We start from the raw sequence: 22344 nt of genomic DNA, 5'->3' as shown, positions 1-22344 counted from the left end.
CGATCGACCGTCCTGCCCACATCCTGACGGAGTTTCCCTTGCTGAACGCTAGGGCCGTGCCGCGCCAGCGCCATCGGCCCCAACGATCACAGGCCCGGCGTTCGGTGGCTCCTCCGCAGGCAGCGAGACGGGGCAACCGGGCAGAGCCGGCGCGCCCGGCCCACGCCACTGCGCCGTGCGCCTCGCGCCGGGCAGCAGGATTTGCGCTTCAGGACTTGTGATTCACATCACAGGGGAACATCGCCAACAGTACCCTTTCGGGGAATATCCGAGGCGCCGGCAGGAGCTCGCCAGATCGACGGCAGGCCGGGTTGGCCGCCCCATTATCACCAGCCTCGGACATTTCCTGCCGCCAACAGCCGCGCTCTATCGGTGCGCACAGAAACCTTCAAGGGCCTGCATGCCAGCCTCGCGGCCCAGGATCGGCCACTCAACCCGGACGCGCCCACTGGCTAGCCCATGCCCACGACAATCGGACGCAAGTCCCAGCTCTGCCACCGTGCTTCGCCCTCGGGCAGTACGGCGCGTGCCCTCGCTCACCGTACATGGGCCGTCCGACATTCCACACAAGGTCCGTATGGCTAAAGGTACTTGATCATTTGTCAGAAATTTCCCAAGGAGCCTATGGTCCCTCCATCGCCCATCCGGCGGCTCTCCTGATCTCGGCGGCGACGAGCCTGTGCCGCCAGCTCCCGATTGCCGTCGCTTAGTTGTCGAGGAGGAGTGGCGCCTTGCCTTTGCTGCCCAGTTTCAGTGTGGTGGCTTCGCCGTGCGTCCTGGTACGGATTCGCGCCGACGCCGACGACGGAGAGCTGGCCGGGCTGGTACCGGACGCCCTCCCGGGCGGGGCCGTCCAGATGAGCGTGCGCCAGGTGCTGGTTGCCGCTCACCTGATTGCCGACCTGCAGGTGCCGCATGTTGCCGTCGAAGCAGCGCTGCGGCGGTTCCTGACCGCTCTGACCGTGCGCGTGACGGGCCTGGACGTGCCGGACGAGCACGAGTGGCAGGACGCGCAGCAGGTCCTGCTGCTGGCCGGCCGCTTCGATGCGGCAGCAGTGGACGGCTACCTGGAGCAGTTCCCGGACCGGTTCGACCTCTACGACCCGGCAAGGCCGTTCCTCCAGGACCCGCGCCTGGCTGCCGAGTGCACGAAGGCCTCAGCGCCGGGACGGTTGGCGATGACCCGCCCGTCGGGCAACACGCAGCCGTGGCGCAGCCGGGTGCCGCAGGAGGTGCCGGTGGCGTCGGCGGATGCGTTCGGGTGGTTGCTGGCGTGGCGGGACTACGGGCCGTGTGGGATGGCTGCCTTGCGTAGTCACGGTGGGCAGAGCACGAAGTCGTCGAAGGCGGGGCCCAACCGGCGGACGGTCTCGTACTTCCCGGTGGGCGAGAGCTTGTTCACGTCGTTGGTGCTGGGGTGTCCGCCGCCGTCGCGGTGGCCCCAGCTGCCGGGGGAGGATCTGGCGCCTTGGGAGCACGATGAGCTGCCGGATCCGCTGGCTCCCGTCGCGGCGTGCGGGCCGGTGTCGTTGCTGACGGGCCGGGCGGCTCACTCCGTGCAGCTGGCGCCCGGGGTGGCTGGTGCGGAGACGACGTCGTGCTGGATCGCCTGGGGTACGCGCACCGATCTGCCGGCGGCCGTCGATCCGTTCACCATGACGACGTCGGCGGGCAAGGCCAGGCTGGCGAACGCCGGCCGGTCGTTGCTGCGGGACTTCGACGCGCTCGCGCACGCGCAGGATGCGTCGGCGAGCGCCAAGGTGTCGAGCGTGCCGCCGATTTGGCTGAGCACGTTCGCGGATCTGCCGCCGAAGGTCTTGGACGTGCTCTGCGACGTCCGGGTGCGGGTGCTGGGCTGCCAGCAGGCTGCGCAGGCCGGCGGTATGGAGCACTGGTGGGCCGAGACCACTCCGGTGGCAATCGCGCCGTACCTGCCGTCACGTGATCCGCAGCGGTCCGCGCTGGTCTGCCGGACCCGTAAGGCCGCCGAGGACGCCGCCAAGTCGCTCGGCGCGGCGCTGCGGGCCGCGTGGCGGGACATGGGCAGCAACCCGAAGCAGAACGCCTGGGTGGACGCGGCGGACGCCGCGTTCTGGGACCGGGCCGAGGCGCCGTTCTGGGCTGCGATCACGGCCGAGAACGCGGTCGAGGATGCGCCCGAGGACGGGTCGCGGCCGTCCGGTCCGGGCTTTCGGCGGATCGCGCTGCGGGTCTATGACGCCGTGACCGCGCCGCAGGCCGCCACGGTCGACGGCATGGATCCGATCGCCGCCCATCGCCGCTCCATCGTCTCCCCTCCCGTTTCCCGCCGTGGAAAGGCCGAACCCGTGACCGCCGACACCTCGCCCGCTGAGCCGCCCACGGCGACGGCCGCTTCCAGCCGGCCCAGTCCGCTGGCGGTGTTCGACGGCTTCATGCGTCTGGTCGCCAAGGTCTGCTCGACGTCCGGCGGCCGGGCCCGGCTCGCCGACGGCCTGGCCTGCGATCTGACCGAGGGCGCCCCGTTCCACCTCGTCGAGGCGCTGTTGGACGCCGAGCCCACCGACCGCGTCCGCGGGTCCATCGTCGATCCGCGGCAGGCCCGGCTGTTCATCCTGATCGCCTGTCTCTACGCCTTCCATGACGCCCCGAACCCCAAGACGTCCGGAGAGCGCAGGCCCCGGCCGCCGCGGCCGGGCGTTCTGCGGCACAACCTCGGCTGGACCTACCGCGAGGCGGCGAACCGCGGCATGCGCGCGGGCAATGCCCGCGGCGCGCTGCTCTCCCTGGCCGGCCTCGAACTCGACGACCTCGTCCTCACCCTTCCCGGCGCGATCAGCCAGCTGCGCTCGCAGAAGGTCCCCGTCACCTGGTCCGTGCTCCTGCGCGACCTGACCCGCTGGCCCCGCCACGCCGATGCGATCCGCCTGGACTGGATCCACGCCTTCCACCCCGCCACCGCTTCGAAGGAGAACGCCGCATGACCACCACCAAGGACGCCAAGGCCACCACGGGCACGGTCTTCGACCCGGCGCAGACGGTCCACGTCGACGTCCACCTCATCCAGTCATTCCCGTACTCCAACCTGAATCGCGACCGCCAGGGCGCGCCGAAGACCGCCTCGTACGGCGCGACGGTGCGCGGGCGGCTGTCCGCGCAGAACACCCGCCGCCACACCCGCACCGATGTGGAGAAGACCCTCGGTGTCCGGGCGCTGCGCACCCGGCAGGTGCCCAAGGAGGTCGCGGCGATCCTCGCGGAACGCGGATGGGACGCGCAGGAGGCCCTGGCCGCCGCCCAGATGCTCATCTACTGCGCCCACGTCAAGGGTCTGGGTGTGGCGGACAACGGCGGCACCAACGCCCTGCTGTTCCTGCCCGAAGCGGCCCTCACCGACTTCGCCGACCTCGCGGAGGCCGAGCGCGAGCAGCTGGCGGGGGCCCTGGCCAAGGTCGAAGCCGAACTCGCCAAGGCCAAGAAGAAGCGGCCCGCCAAGAGCAGCGACACGGCCGACGTCGACGACCAGGCCGAGGCGGACGAGGAGGACGAGGAGGCGGAGTCCGCCGCCGGCACCGTGATGGCCAAGCACGCCCCGAAGGAGCTGAAGGCCCTGGTGCTGGCGATCCTGCGCTCGCGCAACGCCGCCGTCGCCGCCTACGGCCGCATGCTCGCCAACGAGGCGGAGTCCAGCGTCAACGGCGCCGTCCAGGTCGCCCACGGCCTGACCACCCACCGCCTGTCGGTCCAGGTCGACTTCTTCTCCGCGGTCGACGACGTCCTCACCGGCGGCACCGAGACCGGCGCCGGACACATCGGCGACCAGCGGTACACCACCGGCGTGTACTACCGCTACGCCTCGCTCAACTGGCACGAGCTGGTCCGCAACCTCGACGGCGACGAGGCAACCGCCCGGGAGGTCCTGGAGGCGTTCACCCGCTCGTTCATCACCACCGCGCTGCCGGCCAAGGGCAACAACACCGCCGCGTTCACCCTGCCGCACCTCGTCTACACCGCGGTACGCACCGACCGTCCGATCAACCTGGTCGGCGCGTTCGAGACCCCGGTCCGGGCCGCCGAGGAGGGCGGCTTCCTGCCCGGCTCCCTCACCGCGCTCGGCAAGCACGCCGCGGCCACCGACCGCTTCCTCGGCACCAGGGGACGCGCCTTCCACGCCCACACCGGCCTCGTCGAAGACGACATCCCGGCCCTGGGCAAGCGCATGGAAGGCCTCGACGACCTCATCGGCAGCATCACCGGTGCCATCGCCGACCTCGGCAAGCCCGCCAAGTAACCCTCCCTGTAGCTCTGTTCACGGGGTGCCCGCCGCGCACCGGCGGCCCGGGCACCCCGCCCCGTCGTCCTTGGAGGCCCCGTTGACCGGCATCCTCGCCCACCTGTCCGCGCCTTGGCAGTCCTTCGGCCTGCAGGCCGAACACAACATCCATCCCACCGAGAAGCACCCCACCCGCGGCGCCCTGATCGGCCTGATCGCCTCCGCGATGGGCCGCTCCAGCGACCACCCCAACCCCGACCTGCAGCACCTGGGCTTCACCATCCGCATCGACCGCGTCGGCGAGCGGGAGGTCGATTTCCACACCATCGGCGGCGGCCTGCCCCCGCACCTGGCCGTGCCCAAGGCCGAGGGCGGCCCCCGCGACGAGGGCACCAGCACCATGGTCACCGAACGCGCCTACCGCGCCAGCGCCGCGTTCACCCTGGCCATCACCGGCCCCGCCGACACCATCGCCGATGCCGCCCACGCCCTGGCCAACCCCGTGTACGGGCCCTATCTGGGCCGCCGCTCCTGCCCGCCCGACGTGCCGGTCTTCCTCACCACCCACCCCGACCCCGTGGCCGCCCTCGACCACCTACCGCTGCACCGCCCCGCCCCCGCGCCCTGGGACGAACGCCAGAGCGTCGGGTTCGTCTACGACACCGCCCCCGAACCCGGCGCCCGGCCCGACCGTCAGCTGCGCGACCAGCCCCTGCCCGGACGGCACTTCGCCGACCGCGACGTGTGGTACCGCACCCGCCACATCCCCGCCCCGGACGCCGGCCTCGGCACCGCCTACCTCACTGCCCTCACCGACTACCTGGAGAACGCCCGATGACTCTCCTCACCGAAGGCCTCCACCTCGCGCGGCTCTCCCTCAACCCCTACTCACAGGAAGCCCGTGACGACCTGAAGGAACGCGGCTCGCTCCACCGCCGCATCCAGGCCCTCTTCCCCGACCAGCTCGGCTCCGAGCCCCGCGCCGCCGCCCGCATCCTCTTTCGCCTGGAGCGCACCGATCAGGCCGCCACCGTCATCATCCAGTCCTCGATCCCCATCAACCGCAACGCCCTGCCCAGCAGCTACACCAACACCGACGTCGAGTACCGCGACCTGACTCCGCTGCTGGGCTGGGCCAGCACCGGCCGCATCGTCCAGTACCGCATCGACGCCTACCCTGCCCGCGCCGTGCGGGCCCCGCACGAACCGGGCGTCGCCCGCCCCCGCGGCAAGCGCGTACCCCTGCTAGGGCAGGACGCCGTCGACTGGTGGCACCGCCAGGCCACCCTCGCCGGACTCCAGCCCCACGTCGTCCTCGACCTCGAACAACCCGCCGTCACCGCCAACCGTGACAGCGGCAAGCGGCTCACCTACCGCGTCACCCGCTTCGAAGGCACCGCCACCATCACCGACCCCGACACCCTCCAGGAAGCGCTGCGCCAGGGCATCGGCCAGGGCCGCGCCTTCGGCCTCGGCCTGCTCTCCATCGCCCCCCGCCGCACCTGATCACCCTGCCCGGAGAACGACCACCGTGCCCGCACCGCTCGACCCTCGCCTGCCCGCCAAGGAACACGGCCTCAAGGAGCCCTACCCCACCGGCTGCCACGCCCTGGACGCCGGCGCCATGGCTGAACGCCTGTGGAACACCTACCTCACCCCCGCCCAGCGCCGCGTCATCGCCACCGGCTGGGGACTGACCGACGACCAGGCCCACACCCTGGTCGTCTTCCTCGCCGCCCTCCACGACCTCGCCAAGATCAGCCCCACGTTCCTGCGCCAGCTCGGCGACGCCGACCAGCTCACCGGCACCCCCGGCTACCCCGCCGCCCCGCCCGGCGAGCGCCTGCGCCACGACCGCGGCGTCCACCTCGCCCTGCCCGACCTCCTCCACCGCACCCACCAACTCCCCCTCGACGACCGCCCCCTGCGCCTGGTCGCCCACCAGCTCGCCCAGATACTCGGTGGCCACCACGGCCTGTGGCATCCCGCCCTGTCCCACCAGGGCAACCAGCTCACCTGCCCCCTCGACGCCGCCCCCGGGCTCGGCCGCGAACAGTGGGACAACCAGCGCGCAGCCCTCCTCCGGCTGACCGCCGACCACCTCGGCGACCCGGTCATGCCCAACCGGGTCGCCCCCGCACCGGCCGCCGTCCTCGTCACCGGCACCGTCATGCTCGCCGACTGGCTGGTCTCCCAGATCGGCTGGATCCGTGCCCGCCAGCGCCAGTGGAAGAAGAACCCCGGCAACTGGACGGCCCACCTCGCCGCCGCCCGCCGCGCCGCACCCCGCGCCCTGCGCCGCGCCCAGCTCACCACCGCACCCCGGCCCAAGACCACCGCCTTCACCGGCCTCTTCCCCCACCTCGCCGGCCACCCGCTCCACCCGCTCCAGGAAGACCTCGAACAGCACCTTCCCGCCCTCATCCAGGACGGCGGCGCCGGCCTGCTGCTCGTCACCGCCCCCACCGGCGACGGCAAGACCGAATCAGCCCTCCTCGCCAGCGCGATCCTGGCCGCCGCCAGCGGCGCCGCCGGCCCGTGCATCCTGCTGCCCACCATGGCCACCACCGACGCCATGTGGAAACGCCTGCGCGACCACTGCCGCCACCTCGCCGCCCTCACCGGCCGCCGCCACCCCACCGCCCTCCTGCACTCCGCGGCCTGGTACCACGCCGATTACAACCCCGCCGGCGACACCGCGCACTGCGACCACGCCACCGTCGACGAATGGCTGCGCGGCCGATACCGCGGCCTGCTCACCCACGCCTGCGCCGGCACCTGGGACCAGGCCGCAACCGCCGTCCTCCCGGTGAAGTACAACGCCATGCGCTGGCTCGGCCTGTCCCGCCACGTCGTCGTCATCGACGAAGCCCACGCCTACGGCGCCTACGAGCACTACCTCACCGCCCGCCTCCTCGAATGGCTCGGCGCCCTCGGCACCCCCGTCGTCCTGCTGTCCGCCACCCTCACCGGCCGCACCGCCGCCAGCCTCATCAACGCCTACCGCACCGGCCAGAACCCCAAGGCGGTGCCCGAGAAGATCCAGCCCGCCTACCCCGGCTGGTCCTACACCGACAGCAACGGCACCACCACCGTCTCCCGCGACGACATCCCCTCCAGCCGCGCCCACCAGCTCACCATCACCATGCCCGACGCCACCCCCGACGACGACCCCACCACCAGCGGCAGCCGCGCCCACGCGCTCCTCGAAGCCCTCGCACCACTGCGCGACACCCACACCGGCAGCGCCCTCGTCGTCTGCAACACCGTCGCCGCCGCCCAGGACACCCACCAACTCCTGCGCGCCACCTGGGGAACCGGCCCCGACACCCCCCGCCTGCTCCTGCTCCACTCCCAGCTGCCCGCCCACCGACGCACCGCCATCACCCGACGCATCGAACGCTGGACCGGACGAGGCCGCACCCGCCCCAACCGCCCCTTCGTCGTCGTCAGCAGCCCCGTCTGCGAACAGAGCCTCGACGTCGACTTCGACCTCGTGATCTCCGACCTCGCCCCCGCCGCCCAGCTCCTCCAGCGCGCCGGCCGCGGCCACCGCCACCGCCGCACCGACCGCCCCACCTGGGCCCAGCGCCCCACCCTCGTCGTCCTCACCCCACCCGGCGCCATGCCGCCCGCCTGGCTCCACATCTACGACAAGAGCCTGCTCCTCAACACCCGCCAGCAGCTACGCGATCTCGACCCCACGAAGACCGGGACCGCCTCCCTCGCCGTGCCCCAGCAGGTCCAGGAGCTCATCGACGCCGTGTACGCGGACGACTTCACCACCCCCGACGGACGCGCCCGCGAAGTCCAGGACCACCAGCGCACCGCTCAAGCCGCCATCACCGCCATCAATCCGCCCAGCAGGGTCCACGACCTCCACCTCCTCTCCGAAGGCCTCGTCGACGACCCCGCCACCCGCCTCGGCGCCGACAGCCTGCGCATCCTGCCCGTCTACACCCAGCCCGACGGCACCCGCTGGCTCAACCGCCGCTGCACCACCCCACTCCCCGAAACCATCAACCCCGACGACCTCCAAACCATCCGCCACCTCATGAACCTCACCCTCCCCATCCGAGCCGACCTTCTCCAACACCACGACCCCGATACCGCCCCACCCCCCGGATGGCGAACCATCGGAGGCCTACGCCACCTCACCCTCCTCCCCCAACCCACCACCCCAACAGGAACCCGCTCCTACCGAACCCCAACCACCACCCTCCACCTCCACCCCACCCTCGGACTCACCACCACCCGATGATGACGACCACGTAAAGTCAGACCAGGTCCAAACAGCCCACGTTCCTTGATAGAAAAACAGCAAAACCCTCCTAACACCGCAGGTCGCGAAGGGCCCTCTCCGCCCGCGCGGAGGTTGGCCGCGGATCTGCATCGTCTACTGCTCCTACGGGTCGTCCTCTCCGCCCGCGCGGAGGTTGGCCGGCGCTGTGGTGGCTGCACGGCCTGTGGGAGGAGTCCTCTCCGCCTGCGCGGAGGTTGGTCGGAGGTGGCTGGCGTCTTCGACCTGCTGGCCGCGTGGTCTCCGCCCATGCAGAGGTTGGCCATTCGGGTTCAGCCCCACATACAGCACATCCTGTCCTCTCCGCTGTGCGGAGGTTGACCGATGGCCTACATCATCATCCCCGCCGTGCGGAGGTTGGCCGTACGGCGGATACGCCTTCGTCGACGACGCCAAGTCCTGTGCGCCCGCGCGGAAGTTGGTCGTCGCGCCTGATCCCGGCGCTGACTGGTGTGTGGTGCTCTCGGCCCGCGCGGAGGTTGGCCAGGCGGACAGGGCCAGCTGACCGAGGCCAGGAAGTGCTCTCCGCCCGCGCGGAGGTCTACCGACGTCCGGCTTGTTCGAGGTCAGCATCACCGCGTCCTCTCCGCCTGCGCGGAGGTTGGCCGTAAGCGTTCGCGAACTGATGCGTCCCGACGACGTGCACTCCGCCCACGCGGAGGTTGGCCGTCGAGAGTGGGGCCAGCGACATGTGACGCTGCCCTCTCCGACCACGCGCAGGTCTTCCGATCGGGTGTCTGATGGCGTTTCACGGAGTAGCGTCCTCTCCGCCCACGCGGAGGTCTTCCGGATGTCACCACCACCTCGACCAACGCGAAGGGGGTCCTCTCCGCCCACGCGGAGGTTGGCCGCCGGCGTGAGTGGCGGCGAAGCACGCCCCGTTGTCCTCTCCGCCCGCGCGGAGGTTGGCCGTCAACTCCGACGAAGAAGCTCTTCATGCCGAAGCGCTGTCCGCCCGCGCGGAGGTTGGCCGGCCATGATGCAGCACTGTGCTGCCCAAATCCAGTCCTCTCCGCCCGTGCGGAGGTTGGCCGGTCACGTGGCGCGGTGATGGTGACCTTATGGAGCCTTCTCCGCCCACGCGGAGGTTGGCCGCGCCGAACAACGGACAGGTGATGCCGAGAATGTCCTCTCCGCCCACACGGAGGTTGGCCCGCGTCGTGCGCCTGCAGCCGCGCCAGCAATAGGTCCTCTCCGCCCCCGCGGAGGTTGGCCCGTGCTCGACTACGCGTCTCGCAGTCGGATCGCGTGCCCTCCGCCGACGCAGAGGTCCGCCGATCAGTCCGTGAGCCGGGCGGTAGAAGTCGCGATGCGCTCTGCCGAAGCGGAGGTTGGCCGATCTCCACGATGTTGTTCGTGCCAGCCAGGTCGTGTTCTCCGCCTGCGCGGAGGTAGGTCGATTGGTCCGACGCCAGCGAACTCCGGGTCTTCGTGCTCCCGCCCTCGCGGAGGTCCGCCGATCGGCTCACGAGCAGGATCGCCCGCCCGTCTGGCATTCTGCCCTCGTAGAGGTCGGGTGGCACCTCGGCGGATACCGCTCCCAGTAGCATCGTCTGACACTGTCCTCTCCGCCCGCGTGGAAGTTGTCCGCGGCCCCTGCTGTACGACGTCGATCAGGTACGGTGCTCTCCGCCCGCGCGGAGGTTGACCGTTCGACATCCTGACGTTGCGGACCCTGGACACGTCCTCTCCGCCCGCGCGGAGGTCGACCACTCGCCGCCGAGATCGCGGCCCTGCCCTATGGGTACTCTCCGCCGCGCGGAGGTTGGTCAGCGGAGCGGAATCACTGGTAGCCGCAGCGGGCTCTCTCTGCCCACGCAGATGTTGGCCGCCGATTGGCGACATCGACACGAAGATCTACCCCGTGCTCTCCGCCCCGCGCGGAGGTTGGCCGGCCGGCCTGACTGCCTGCTCGATCTGCCATTTATGCCCTCCGCCCGCGCGGAGGTTGGTCGAAGGAATGGGGTGCGCTGACCACCCACGTCGTATGCTCTCCGCCCGCGCGGAGGTTGGCCGCGGCTGCGGGTCTCGGCGAGAATTCGTTGTTCCTGCTCTCCGCCCGCGCGGAGGTCGGCCGTTGGTGATGTACCGGGACAGCGCCCCGACGTAGTCCTCTCCGCCGTGCGGAGGTTGGCCGTCGACCTGCTCGGCGGCGCGGATCGGCGTCACGTGCTCTCCGCCTTCGCGGCGGAGGTTGGCCGGCCCTGCACCACCGGCTCAAGTGAGCGCTGGCGCACCCTCCGCCCGTGCGGGGGTTGGCCGGACGGCATCCCAGTCGCGTTCACCAAGCGCGGGTGCTCTCCGCCTGCGCGGAGGTGGGCCGATCATCACCATCTTGATGACGCCGATCAGCAGGTACCTCCGCCCGCGCGGAGGTTAGCCGGACGCCGTGGAGACCCTGGCGACCAAAAATGTATTTTCTCCGCCCACGCGGAGGTTTGCCGATCTTCGCGGCCTCGTCCTTCGGAGCGTACATGTGCCCTCCGCTCGCGCGGAGGTTGGCCGCCGACGCCGCCCTTGAGCAGGCCGCCAATGCTGTGCTCTCCGCCGACGCGGAGGTTGGTCGCCGCACCTGATGCTCGCCCAGACGCCTTGGCCGCGCTATCCGCCCGCGCGGAGGTCGGCCGCAGCCGTCACAGGTTCGGATATTGAGATCGACTCGCTCTCTGCCGCACAGAGGTTGGCCGCTGTTCGGGCACGTCCGCGGCCTGAATGCCCGGCTCTCTCCGCCCGCTCAGAGGTTGGCCGCACCCGTGGATGATGGACAACGTCGTGCGCCAGTCCTCTCCGCCACGCGGAGGTTGGCCGTCGTTCTGCTCCTCCAGCACGAGGAACCAGCGGTCCTCTTCGCCCACGCGGAGGTTGGCCGGTCTTGACCTTGGTCTCGTCGCCGGCTTCGATGTCCTCTCCGCCCGCGCGGAGGTTGACCATGCTGCACAACCAGAGTCCGTGTCAGAATGATGTACCCTCCGCCTACGCGGAGGTTCACCGTCGTAGTTCCAGACGGCGGCCTGCTTCACAGTGCTCTCCGCCTGCGCGGAGGTCGGTCGAAGGATTGGGGTGCGCTGACCACCCACGTCGTATGGTCTACGCCCTCGCGGAGGTCGGCCGGGAAAGCAGGCACCGCCGCCGCCGCGCCCCTCGTGCTCTCCGCCCACGCGGGTTCGCCGTCGTAGATATGGGTGATCCGATCGACCTACAGGTGCTCTCCGCCTGCGCGGAGGTTGGCCGTAGGCGTTCGCGAACTAATGCGTCCCGACGACGTGCACTCCGCCCACGCGGAGGTTAGCCGGGGGGATCGGCAAATAGACGGACAACGGCTCGCCTTCTCTGCCCTCGCGGAGGTTGACCGATGCGCAGGGGATCCAGGGAGAGGCCAGCCTGGACTTCTCCGCCCAGGCGGAGGTTGGCCCACCCGCACCCACGCGACGTAGAGGGCGAGGAGGTACCCTCCGCCCGCGCGGAGGTCGGCCGGAGGTTGGCGTCACCGCGGAGATCCGCGCCAAGTGCCCTCCGCCCGTGCGGAGGCTAGCCGTTCAAGGAGGGCCCGACGAGTTCATGAGGTCCTGTCACGCTCTCCGCCCACGCGAGGTTGACTGGCGATCGTCCCCGTCAGTTCCCTCGCGGTCCTGCCCCCTCCGCCCGTGCGGAGGTTAGCCGTACTGAACGTGCCAGTGCGGATGCCAGCCGAAGTGCTCTCCGCTCGCGCGGAGGTCGGCCGACGCTGGCGCTCTCCACCCGCGCGGAGGTCGGCCGTGAGGCCCCGAGCGCCGCAAGCTCGCCGCTCTGTCCTCTCTGCCCGCGCGGAGGTCCGCCGTTGGCGCCGGAGACGCGGGCGACGACGTGTCCGCGCGCTCCGCCCTCGCGGAGGTTGGCCGTGGGGCGCGATCGACGGGACGCTGATCAACCCGGTCCTCTCCGCCCGTGCGGAGGTTTGCCGGTGGCCTACATCATCATCCCCGTCTACATCCCATCCTCTCCGCCGTGCGGAGGTTGGCCGATCTCCGGCTTCCAAATGCGGATCTCCCCGGTGTCCTCTCCGCCCGCGCGGAGGTTGGCCGGGCGCCGGCCTGCGCGCCTACCCGTCCGCGGTGGTGCTCTCCGCCCGTGCGGAAGTTGTCCGTACGTCCAACTGCGGGGAGACCAGCAATTCGATCGATTTCCGCCCGCGCGGAAGTTCGCTCCTTGGTCAACCCATAAGCAGGTCCTCTCCGCCCGCGCGGAGGTTGGCCAACTGCCTAGTAGTAGTACCGGCCGGGGAGGACGTCTTCTCCGCCCGCGCGGAGGTCTTCCCGAGGCCATCCTCCGGATCGGGCCGCCGCCGATGTCCTCTCCGCCCCCGCGGAGGTCCTCCAGCCGCGTGCTCGCCGGTGCCGGCCGGAAGGAGCTCCTCTCTGCCCACGCGGAGGTTGGCCGGGCCTGTTCGGGGGCATGAACGGGATCATCGAGCCCGCTCCGCCCGCGCGGAAGTTGGCCGGACCGCGCCCAGGGTTTTACCACTGACACTGCGTGCCCTCCGCCCGCGCGAAGGTTGGCCGTCCGTCATAGAACAGGCAGTTCGAGCCCTGGTGTCTCTCCGCCCTCGCGGAGGGTGTCTCGGCAAGGGTGAAACTGACCCCTGAGCGGCGATGGTCGATCACCCCGACGACTCGGAAGCCGCACTGCTTGGCGAGGTCGGCGGTCCGGGGCACCTGGTCGATGCTGCCCTCGCCCCCGTGCCGACCGCGGCAAGCCGACCGCCGCGGGCGGAGAGGGGCAGCTTGGTCGGCGGGCGGCGGTGGTTGGCCGCGACGAGGATCGCGACATCGAGCGGGAATTCGGTGACTGCGACGGCCAGCGCCGTGATCGCGGGCGGCAGCTGCGTGGGAGCTACCTACGGTCGCCCTATGACGGCGCTGCCGCCCCGCCCGGCCGCTGCGGAGGGCCGGCGCCACACCCCGCTCTTGTGCAGTGTCAACAACGGGGCGGAGCCATGCGGACGGTGTCGAATTCGGCAGATCGGCCCGCATTTGGGCTGTGGACCGGGCGAACTTCCGATTCCTGGCTCCAGGGTCGGAACGCATCCACTACCCGAGCCGGAATCCGTTTCCCGCCGCCACCCGGTGTTGCACCGTGGAGACGTCCTGAAGCCCAGTGGAATTCGCCGAGCAGGGTTTTCACGCGGCCTGCGCCGCCGGTACCCTGGCCGAAAGGGGACACGTGGGCCTTCGGCTGGCTGGTCCCCGGGGGCAGCTCCTCACGGCCCGCCCGGAGGGTCCTGGTCCCCAGCTGGTCCCCAGCAAGATCGTTTAGGGGTGTTCGCAGGTGGCTCGTTTCCCTGACGGGGCGTCATGCGAAAGGCCGCTGACCTGGGATTTCTCCCGGCCAACGGCCTTTCCGACTCGCGTCGGGACGACAGGATTTGAACCTGCGACCCCTTGACCCCCAGTCAAGTGCGCTACCAAGCTGCGCCACGTCCCGTGGTCTGGATGCCCGGTAGCGGGGCCTGGGGGGCTCTGCTGTGGGCTTCTCGACCTTGTCTCCGGTTGTCCCGGCGACGTGGAAAACAATACAGCACGTCGAGGGGTGCTCGCTGCAGGGTTGCACGGTTGGCGATGGGTGGGTCAGGGGGTGGGGTGACGGGCGTCGTAGGTGAGGAAGGCGGGGCGGCGGGCGGCGAGGAGGAGGACGGCGGCGACGCAGGCGAGGCCGCCGGTGATCACGGAGGTGGCGGGGTTGGTGAGGGCGGCGACGCCGCCGGACTCGAAGTCGCCGAGGCGGGGGCCGCCGGCGACGACGACGATGAAGATGCCCTGGAGGCGGCCGCGCATCTCGTCGGGGGCGGCGACCTGCATCATCGTGTTGCGGAAGATCATGCTGACGGTGTCGGCGCAGCCGGCGACCGCGAGCAGGAGGAGGCCGAGCCACAGGTTGTGGAGCGCGCCGAAGGCGGCGATGGCGAGGCCCCAGGCGGCGACGGCGGCGAGGACGGCGGCGCCCTGGCGGTGGACGCGGCTGACCCAGCCGGAGAAGAGGGCGCCGATCAGGGCGCCGACGGCGGGGGCGGAGACCAGCAGGCCGACGGTGCGGGCGTCGCCGCCGTAGAACGTGAGCGCGATGGCCGGGAAGAGGGCGCGCGGCATGCCGAAGATCATCGCGGCCAGGTCGGCGAGGAAGCTGGTGCGCAGGTTGGGCTGCTCGCGCAGGAAGCGGAGGCCGTCGAGGACGGAGGCGCGGCCCTTGCGGTCGCCGAGCGGGCGCATGGCGGGCAGGCGCCACATCGCGTACAGGGTGCCGGCGAAGGCGACGGTGTCGACCAGGTAGGCGGCCTGGGCTCCGTAGGTGCCGATGAAGACGCCGCCGAGCATGGGCCCGACGGTGAGGCCTAGGTTCATGCTGACGGTGTTCAGGGCGTTCGCCGCGGGGAGCTGGTGGCTGGGCACCAGCCGGGGGATCATCGCGGAGCGGGCGGGCGAGCTGAGCGCGAAGAAGCCGGCCTGGGCGGCGACGGCGGCGTAGAGGACGGCGACCTGTCCGATGCCGGCCAGGGCCTGCACGGCGAGGACGGCGGAGACGGCGGCGAGCCCGGCCGAACCGATCAGGCCGAGTTTGCGCCGGTCGACGGTGTCGGCGATCGCGCCGCCGTACAGGCCGAAGGCGACGAGCGGGAAGAAGGAGAACAGGCCGACCAGGCCGGTCGCGAAGGCGGAGCGGGTCTGGTCGTAGACCTGGACGGAGACGGCGACGGCCGTCATCTGCTGACCTATGGAGGAGACGGCCTGCCCGAACCAGACCCGGCGGTAGTCGGGGTGGTCGCGCAGCGGGCTGAGGTCGGCGAGGGCCCGGCGGTACCAGGGACCAGCCTCGGCGGCCACCGGATCGGCCGCAGGACCAGACACCGGATCGGCCGCAGGACCAGACACCGGACCGGCCACCGGTGCGGGGACAACTACAGGCGCGGCGTCCGCCTGGGCTGGATGGGAGGGCTGGGCTGAATTGGCAGGATGATCGGTCGACACAGCCCCCCATGCTCCGCCCTGCCCTCCCCGCTCCCCGCACCGGGGTCGGGCCACGGCCGTCCTACCTGCTCAGGACCTGTCGCTCGCCCGCCTCCACCGCGAAGTCGAGCCGGTTGCCCGGCGGCGGGAACGGGCAGATGAAGTGGTCGGCGAAGGCGCACGGCGGCAGGTAGGCCCGGTTGAGGTCGAGGACGGTGCGGCCGTCCGCGTCCGGGGCGGGGAGGGTGATGAAGCGGAAGCGGTAGGTGTCGATGCCGCTGGTCGCGTCCGCGATGACGCCGGAGAGGCGGTCGCCGGAGCGGCTGACGGTCAGGGTGCGGTGCTCGCCGGCGACGGTGAAGGCGATCCGCCCGGTGACGGCCAGCGGGCGCTCCTTGCCGTCCGCGTTGGGGACGAGGACGGACTGGGCACCGTCCTCCTCGAACGGGGTGAAGACCGCGGGGACGGCCCACTCCGGCGAGTACGGGTAGGCGGAGATGCCCGCGAAGGCGGTGCGGCGTGGCGCGGCCGGGTCGAAGACCCGCAGGGCGAGTTCGCCCTCGCGCTCGATCGGGACGAGCAGCAGGTCGCCGAGGGTGGCGGTGTCAGCGGCGGAATCGGTGTCCGGACGCAGCAGCGCCTCGCCGTCGACCGGCCCACCCGCGCCGCCGACGGTGATGCCGTCCCCGGCCGCCGCCCGGACCCGGACGCCCTCGGTGTCGGCCCACCAGCGCCCGGGCAGGCCGGGGATCTCGGCCGGCTCCGGCTCCAGCCAGTACGTGCCGGTGAGTGCGAGCTGGCCGTGCGGCGCACTCACCGACGCCGCCCGGTTGTCGCTCCAGTGCTTCCAGTCCTCCGAGGCCGTCGCCGTCATCGGTACACCCTCCCGCTCCGGTTCTCGGACGACCCGCCGTTCGGGCCGTCCGACTCGCTCATCCACCACAACGCCGCCCGCCCGGACGGATCATTCCCGCCCGCCGAAATCGCCATACGGCGGCAACACGGTGTCACGACGGCAACACTCCGTACACGCCGCCCGCCAGGACGACGCTCAGCCCTCAGCCGCTCCCTTGTGCAGCGGCCGGAACAGCCCCTCCTGCACGACGGACACCACCAGCTGCCCGTTCCGGTCGAAGATCTCCCCGCGCGCGAGGCCACGCGCGCCGTGGGCTATCGGGGACTCCTGCTGGTACAGCAGCCAGTCGTCGGTACGGAACGGGCGGTGGAACCACATCGCGTGGTCGAGCGAGGCCATGTCGAAGTGTCTGGTGCCCCAGAGCGGCTCGACGGGGGCGCGGACGGCGTCCAGCAGCGTCATGTCGCTGGCGTAGGTGAGGGCGCAGACGTGGATCAGCGGGTCGTCCGGCAGCCGGCCGTTGGTCCGCAACCAGACGCCGCTGCGCGCCTCGACGCCGACCAGCTCCTCCTCGGTCCAGCGCAGCCGGTCGACGTAGCGGATGTCGAACGGCTGGCGGTGACTGATGAACGGGGGCAGTTCGCCGAGCCGGGAGCCGACCTCGTCCAGCGCGCTGGGCAGCGCCTCGGGGGCGGGGACCGCCGGTACGGGGAACTGGTGCTCGATGCCGCCCTCCTCGGGGAGGTGGAAGTCGGCGGTGAGGGCGAAGATCGACCGGCCGCCCTGGATGGCGAGCACCCGGCGGGTGGTGAAGGAGCGGCCGTCGCGGATCCGGTCGACCTGGTAGACGATCGGCACGCCGGGCACACCGGGGCGCAGGAAGTAGGAGTGCAGCGAGTGGACCGGGCGGTCGCCGTCCACCGTGCGCCCGGCCGCGACCAGCGCCTGCCCGGCGACCTGGCCGCCGAACGTCCGCTGCAGCGCCTCCTCGGGACTGCGCCCGCGGAAGATGTTCAGTTCGATCTGCTCCAGGTCGAGCAGGTCGACAAGGTCGTCGACTGGGGTACCCATGCGTGCGCTTCCTCTCCGGGCCCGCGGCCAGGGCGGAGGTCCTCCGTCCGGTTGCCGGCACCCGTCCTGATCGAATTCTCCAACCCACTCGAATTCTCCGGCGGCCGGGGTCATTCCCGCTCACCGAGCCCAAGGAGCCGATTCACTCGAACGAGTAAGCGAACGCCGAGCCGACAGGCAGCGAGCCGGCGAGCACCGCCCGACGCGCACCACCCTCAGGCCTCCGCCGCCCCCGCCGCCAGCCCCGACTGCCGCACCGTGATGTTGAGCCGGCCGACCAGCCCCAGCCCCGGATCCGCCGTGCCGGCCACCGTGCGCACCACCCCGTGGTACGCGAACCGGGCCGGGCCGCCGAACACCAGCAGGTCTCCGCTGCGCAGCTCCAGGTCGGTCCACGGACGGGTCCGGGTCTCGGTGTTCCCGAGCCGGAACACGCAGGCGTCGCCGAGCGAGAGCGAGACCACGGGCGCGTCGATCCGCTCGTCGCGGTCCTGGTGGAGGCCCATCTTCGCGCCGTGCGGGTAGTGGTTGACGATCGCGATGTCAGGTTCGTACGAAGCGGCGCCGGCGATCTCCCGGACGTCCGCCCCGTAGGCGTCGGCGACGGCCCGGCGAGCGAGGCGGCCGAGTTCGGGCGGGAACGGCTTGACGGGCGTACCGTCCTCGGCCGCGCTCCGATAACCGTACGGGTACCAGTGCCATCCGAGGCTGACCATCCGTACGGACATCATCCCGCCGGTGGGCATCCGCACGGCGTGCAGGCCCGCCGGCGGACGGGCCCACTCCCGGCAGGCGGCGACCAGGCGCAGCTGGGCCTCGGCGTCCAGCCAGCCGGGGAGCAGGACGGCCCCGGGGGCGGGCTCGACGCGTCCGCGCGCGGCGGAGGACCCCGGCAGGCCACCGAACAGTTCGCCCTGGATCACCCCACCATCCTCCCGCACCGGCAGCGTCACCGGCAGCGGCCAGGCCAGGCCAGGCCAGGCCAGACCGGCCTCAGCCACCCGGGCCGCCACCGGACCCCGGCGCCGGGCCGATCAGCCCGAGCTCCCGCGCACAGTCGGGCCACGCCTCCCACCCCTGTCACCGGAGGATCTCCTCACCGACGGTCGTCCGTTCCCGCCGGTTCGCGTGGTCCGGCCGGTCGGCGAAGCGCAGGCCGCCGGCGTCCTCCCAGGTGGGCGGCCAGATCTGCAGGCCGCCGTAGCAGCCGTTGCCGGAATCGGCCCGCCAGTCGCCGCCGCTCTCGCACTGAGCGAGTCCGTCCCACACCATGTCCGCGACCCGGGTCGCCGCGCCGGCCCGCCCGGACGGCGCCGTCGCCACACCCGCCAGGACCAGCACGACGACGCCCCACCGCAGCCCGACCCCAGGCGTACGCTCGTCACACGAATGCGGCACAGCAGCCGACCCTAGACGCGCCGCCGCACCGCCCTCCCCGACACGCCGGACATGCCGACGGCCGCTCCCCCGCACAGCGGAGAAGCGGCCGAGGTGTCAGCACACTGCCGGGCCGGGAGGCCCGCTGAGCCGATGTCGGACAGCTCCGTCGGACAACAGCGTCAGACGGCACGCGTCAGACGACAGACGTCAAACGACAGGCACCGGACGAGGCATCGACGACAGGCGTCAGATGCTCAGGGTCTGGCCCGGGAGGATCAGGTCGGGGTTGCCACCGATGACCTTGGCGTTGTTCTTGTACAGGTCGTGCCAGTCCAGGCCCTTCGCGGCGGCGATCGAGCTCAGGGTGTCACCGGACTTGACGGTGTAGCTGTCGCCCTTGGCCGGCTTGGCGTCGTTCGAGCCGGTCCAGGACTTGGCGCCCTTGGCGGCGTCGTTCTTCGGCGCGGCCTTCGGGGCATCGCTCTTCGGGGCGACGTTCTTCGGCGCGGCGTCAGCCTTCGGCGCGGCCTTCGGGGCGACGTCGGCCTTCGGGGCCTGCGCCGGCTTGGCGGCCGGGGCGGCCGGCTTGGCGGCGGTCGAACCGGCGGTGGAACCCGCCGAGGTGTCGACGGCGGCCGGGGCGCCGCCCTTGGTCAGACCGGCCTTGACGGAGCACACGGGCCAGGCGCCCGGACCCTGCGAGGCCAGGACCTTCTCGGCGACCGAGATCTGCTGCGCCTTGGTGGCCAGGTTGGCCTGCGAGGCGTAGGCGGTACCACCGAAGGCGGCCCAGGTGCTGGAGGTGAACTGCAGACCGCCGTAGAAACCGTTGCCGGTGTTGATGGCCCAGTTGCCGCCGCTCTCGCACTGGGCGACGGAGTCCCAGGTGGAGACGGAGGCGGCGGAGGCGGAGGTGGCCGTGACGAGGCCGGCCACCGGCAGGGCCGCGACAGCGGCGCCCGCCACGACAGCCATCCGGACGCGGTTGCGCTTGGTGGCGGTGGAGATGGTGGCAGCGGCGGTCTCGTGACGGAAGGTCATGGGGTTCCTCTCGACAGCCCCGGGCGGGCATGCGGAACCAGACCCTGGAAAGGGCCGCATTCGCTTGCCGCGTCCGTCGGACGGCCGTGCACGTGTCGGACGTGCCGCTGCCGCCCCGGCCACCCAGCCGCTCGCCGACGACCTGTTCGAGCGATCGCGTCGGCGGGCACCTGCCGCATCCGGCCGGAACCGGAGGGGCGGTGCGTCGGGGGTGAACCCGGGTGGCGCTCGTTGCGCCGCCAACGAAGCTACGAGCCGGTCGGCAGGGAAACCAAAACCCCACCGGTCTGCCCAGCTCAGCCAAGGGTTACCGACGGTAATAACCGCACAATCTTGCCCGAAATGTCCGTTTAGTCGTCGATTCCTAGATCAAACATCGCGATGGCGTGACCTACCTCACGGTTTCATTCCGGCAGCCCCGCCATCGACATCGACACATTGCGACCACGAGAACACGCTGCGCGGTCGGATCAGGGGCAATTCCCGTCAGCCTCGTCAGCCACCCGTGACGCCTGACACAAGGGCCCGTTGGTCATGACGACCTCTCCGTGTCCACCCCCGAACCGCAAACCGCACCCACCCGAGGAGACCCTGTGCCGCGCATGCTCGACGTCAGCGACGAGGTCCGGTCCGAGATCGGCGACGACGAGGCGGACCGCCTCCTCGGCGGCGACCGCGCACCCGACAGCTACGAATGCACCTCGTGCCGCACCCCCGGCGACACCCACGTGGAGCCCACCAGCACCGTCCTGTTCGTCGGCGAGGAGACCGCCGTACTCGCCTTCGCCCACGCCCGCTGCATCCCGTCCCAGGTGGTGCCGGTGGCCGAGGAGCAGCTGGTCGGCGCCGTCCGCAGCATCAGCCAGGCCCAGGCCGGCGCCCCGGCCGCCCACGCGAGCCCGGCGATTCCCGCCCCCGCGATGCCCACCCCGCTGGCCCCCGCCCCCGCGACGGCTCCCGCCGCCCAGCCGAGCCCGCCGGGCCAGGCCGCCATCCTCGGCATCACCTGCGGGCTGGTGCTGCACGGCAGGGTCGGGCACGCCTCGCTGGTGGTCGAGCCGACCGGTCCGGTCGGGCGCCCCGGCAGCACCTCGGGCGAGGACGAGTTCCTCGACCTGCTCCAGGACGCCGGGTTCCAGCGCATCACCGACCTCGACCAGACGCCGGACCAACTGCCCGGCTGGTCGGTCCTGGTGGCGATGGGCAAGCTGCACGCGGTACTGCAGCCCGCGGCCTCCGGCGGCAGCACCGGCTGGTGGCAGGCGCACCAGCCGCTCCAGGTCACCGACGCCTGGCGGATGGCCGCCAGCCAGCTCTCCGAGGTGACCATGTACGCCGTCCCGGCCGGGATGGTCGGCCGCCAGCCGCGCGAGGACCTGCTCCGCCAGGCCCTGGAGCGGGCGGTTGCGCTGGGACAGGTAGTTGCCGCCTCCCTCCCGCTCGCCGGCACCTGAGCCGACCGGCACCGGCGGCGTCCGCGCCACCTGCGCCACCCGCACACTGCTCCTGCGCCACCGCACCCGTCGGAAGGCGGCCTCCCCGCTCGGCGTGGGCCGCCTTCCGGCCGGGCCCCGGCACCCCGCATCCCCGTGCCCCCTCGCTCGTTGGCCCCTGTGTGTACAGCTACGACGTCTCCGCGTCCTCCGGCCGGTCCACCACCGTCCCCCGCTCGATCCCGGGCATGCGCCCGTCGTACGACGCGGAGCACCCGCACTCGACGACGCCGATCTACGACGAGCTGTACTCCGAGTACCGACGGCTGTTCCGCGCGCTTCCGGGCGACCGCTCGGGCGAGGAGGGCCTGACGTTCACGGGCTTCGCGGTCCGCGACGGCTACCCCGTACTCGGCGACCCGCGCCCGTACCCGCCCCAGCACCAGGCCTTCCACACCTACGGGGGGCAGGCGCCAGGCCTACCGCAGTTCATGCCGAGCCAGCAGCCCGGCCACACCGGAGGCCACAGCACCGAACACAGCACCGGACACGCCGGCACGCAGGCCACCAGCCGTACCGCCCACGCCGCCCATGCCACCCACACGGGCCACACCGGCCACAACGCCCCCCAGGCACACCTCCACCCCCACCCCGAGCCCGCCGCCCCCACCAGCGACGGCTTCGGCCAGGCCGCCCCGGCGGCCGCCGTCCCGCAGCACCACCAGTCCCCCGCCCCCCAGTTCACCAACGGTCAGGGCTGGGTGGCCGCCGGCTACCTGGGCGCGATCCCGCACCCGATGCCGGCGCCGCCCCCGGCACCCTCCCCCGCGATGGGCACCGCCACCGGAGTCGCCACCGTCCCGCCCACCGGCGGCCGCCACCGCCAGATGCTCTCCCTCCCCCCGGGCCGCAACGGCGAGCACCACTGACAGGCCACCACCAACAGCAAGCGAGGGCCCCGCCACGACCGTGACGGGGCCCTCGCCCACACCTACTACCGGAACCGGTGCCGGTACCTGCCGACCGCTGTCGGT

The 22344-nt window shown here is 71.8% G+C and carries 13 protein-coding genes and 1 tRNA gene; 7 read left to right on the top strand and 7 right to left on the bottom strand.

Annotated features, from left to right (window positions below):
• The first annotated feature begins 731 nt into the window (after positions 1-731).
• From casA to cas3, 5 genes are all read left to right on the top strand, one after another.
• A complete protein-coding gene (casA, locus tag ACIOJE_RS18560) occupies positions 732-2963 on the top strand; it encodes a type I-E CRISPR-associated protein Cse1/CasA (RefSeq protein ID WP_400777302.1) in 2232 nt (743 codons plus the stop codon).
• Positions 2960-4270, top strand: coding sequence for a type I-E CRISPR-associated protein Cas7/Cse4/CasC (locus ACIOJE_RS18555; RefSeq protein WP_400777300.1), 1311 nt, complete (start codon positions 2960-2962; stop codon positions 4268-4270). Before casA ends, ACIOJE_RS18555 begins: the two co-directional genes overlap by 4 nt.
• An 82-nt stretch (positions 4271-4352) precedes the next feature.
• Positions 4353-5090, top strand: coding sequence for a type I-E CRISPR-associated protein Cas5/CasD (gene cas5e / locus ACIOJE_RS18550; RefSeq protein WP_400777298.1), 738 nt, complete (start codon positions 4353-4355; stop codon positions 5088-5090).
• A complete protein-coding gene (cas6e, locus tag ACIOJE_RS18545) occupies positions 5087-5758 on the top strand; it encodes a type I-E CRISPR-associated protein Cas6/Cse3/CasE (RefSeq protein WP_400777296.1) in 672 nt (223 codons plus the stop codon). Before cas5e ends, cas6e begins: the two co-directional genes overlap by 4 nt.
• Before the next feature lie 25 nt (positions 5759-5783).
• The gene (gene cas3 / locus ACIOJE_RS18540; RefSeq protein WP_400777295.1) at positions 5784-8513 is read left to right on the top strand and encodes a CRISPR-associated helicase Cas3'; all 2730 of its coding nucleotides are present in this window, start codon (positions 5784-5786) and stop codon (positions 8511-8513) included.
• 5425 nt (positions 8514-13938) lie between these two features.
• Here the strand turns inward: cas3 and ACIOJE_RS18535 are convergent.
• The 7 genes from ACIOJE_RS18535 to ACIOJE_RS18505 form a co-directional block, all read right to left on the bottom strand.
• Positions 13939-14012: transfer RNA gene (locus ACIOJE_RS18535), tRNA-Pro, on the bottom strand.
• 143 nt (positions 14013-14155) lie between these two features.
• Positions 14156-15430: an MFS transporter gene (locus tag ACIOJE_RS18530; RefSeq protein ID WP_400777293.1), complete on the bottom strand. Its 1275-nt coding sequence runs from the start codon at positions 15428-15430 to the stop codon at positions 14156-14158.
• Positions 15431-15611: 181 nt separating this feature from the next.
• Positions 15612-16403, bottom strand: coding sequence for a DUF1684 domain-containing protein (locus ACIOJE_RS18525; RefSeq protein WP_400777291.1), 792 nt, complete (start codon positions 16401-16403; stop codon positions 15612-15614).
• 177 nt (positions 16404-16580) lie between these two features.
• Entirely contained in the window at positions 16581-17456 is an 876-nt protein-coding gene (locus ACIOJE_RS18520; protein WP_400777289.1) for an acyl-CoA thioesterase, read from the bottom strand.
• A gap of 215 nt (positions 17457-17671) precedes the next feature.
• Positions 17672-18352 (bottom strand): alpha-ketoglutarate-dependent dioxygenase AlkB family protein, encoded by a 681-nt coding sequence (locus ACIOJE_RS18515; RefSeq protein ID WP_400777455.1) that lies wholly within the window; start codon positions 18350-18352, stop codon positions 17672-17674.
• A 184-nt stretch (positions 18353-18536) separates the two neighbouring features.
• Entirely contained in the window at positions 18537-18854 is a 318-nt protein-coding gene (locus tag ACIOJE_RS18510; RefSeq protein WP_400777287.1) for a transglycosylase family protein, read from the bottom strand.
• A 228-nt stretch (positions 18855-19082) separates the two neighbouring features.
• Positions 19083-19877 carry a transglycosylase family protein gene (locus ACIOJE_RS18505; RefSeq protein WP_280685973.1) on the bottom strand — a complete coding sequence of 265 codons (795 nt, stop codon included), beginning with the start codon at positions 19875-19877 and terminating at the stop codon, positions 19083-19085.
• A 593-nt stretch (positions 19878-20470) separates the two neighbouring features.
• Here ACIOJE_RS18505 and ACIOJE_RS18500 point away from each other — a divergent pair.
• The gene (locus tag ACIOJE_RS18500; RefSeq protein WP_280685972.1) at positions 20471-21331 is read left to right on the top strand and encodes a hypothetical protein; all 861 of its coding nucleotides are present in this window, start codon (positions 20471-20473) and stop codon (positions 21329-21331) included.
• 161 nt (positions 21332-21492) lie between these two features.
• The gene (locus ACIOJE_RS18495) at positions 21493-22239 is read left to right on the top strand and encodes a hypothetical protein (protein ID WP_400777285.1); all 747 of its coding nucleotides are present in this window, start codon (positions 21493-21495) and stop codon (positions 22237-22239) included.
• Positions 22240-22344: the final 105 nt, after the last annotated feature.

This window comes from Kitasatospora sp. NPDC087861 (genome assembly GCF_044742585.1).
Classification (GTDB): Bacteria; Actinomycetota; Actinomycetes; order Streptomycetales; family Streptomycetaceae; genus Kitasatospora.
The sequence above is the reverse complement of the archived record's forward strand: the minus strand, read 5'-3'. Positions and strand labels throughout refer to the sequence as shown.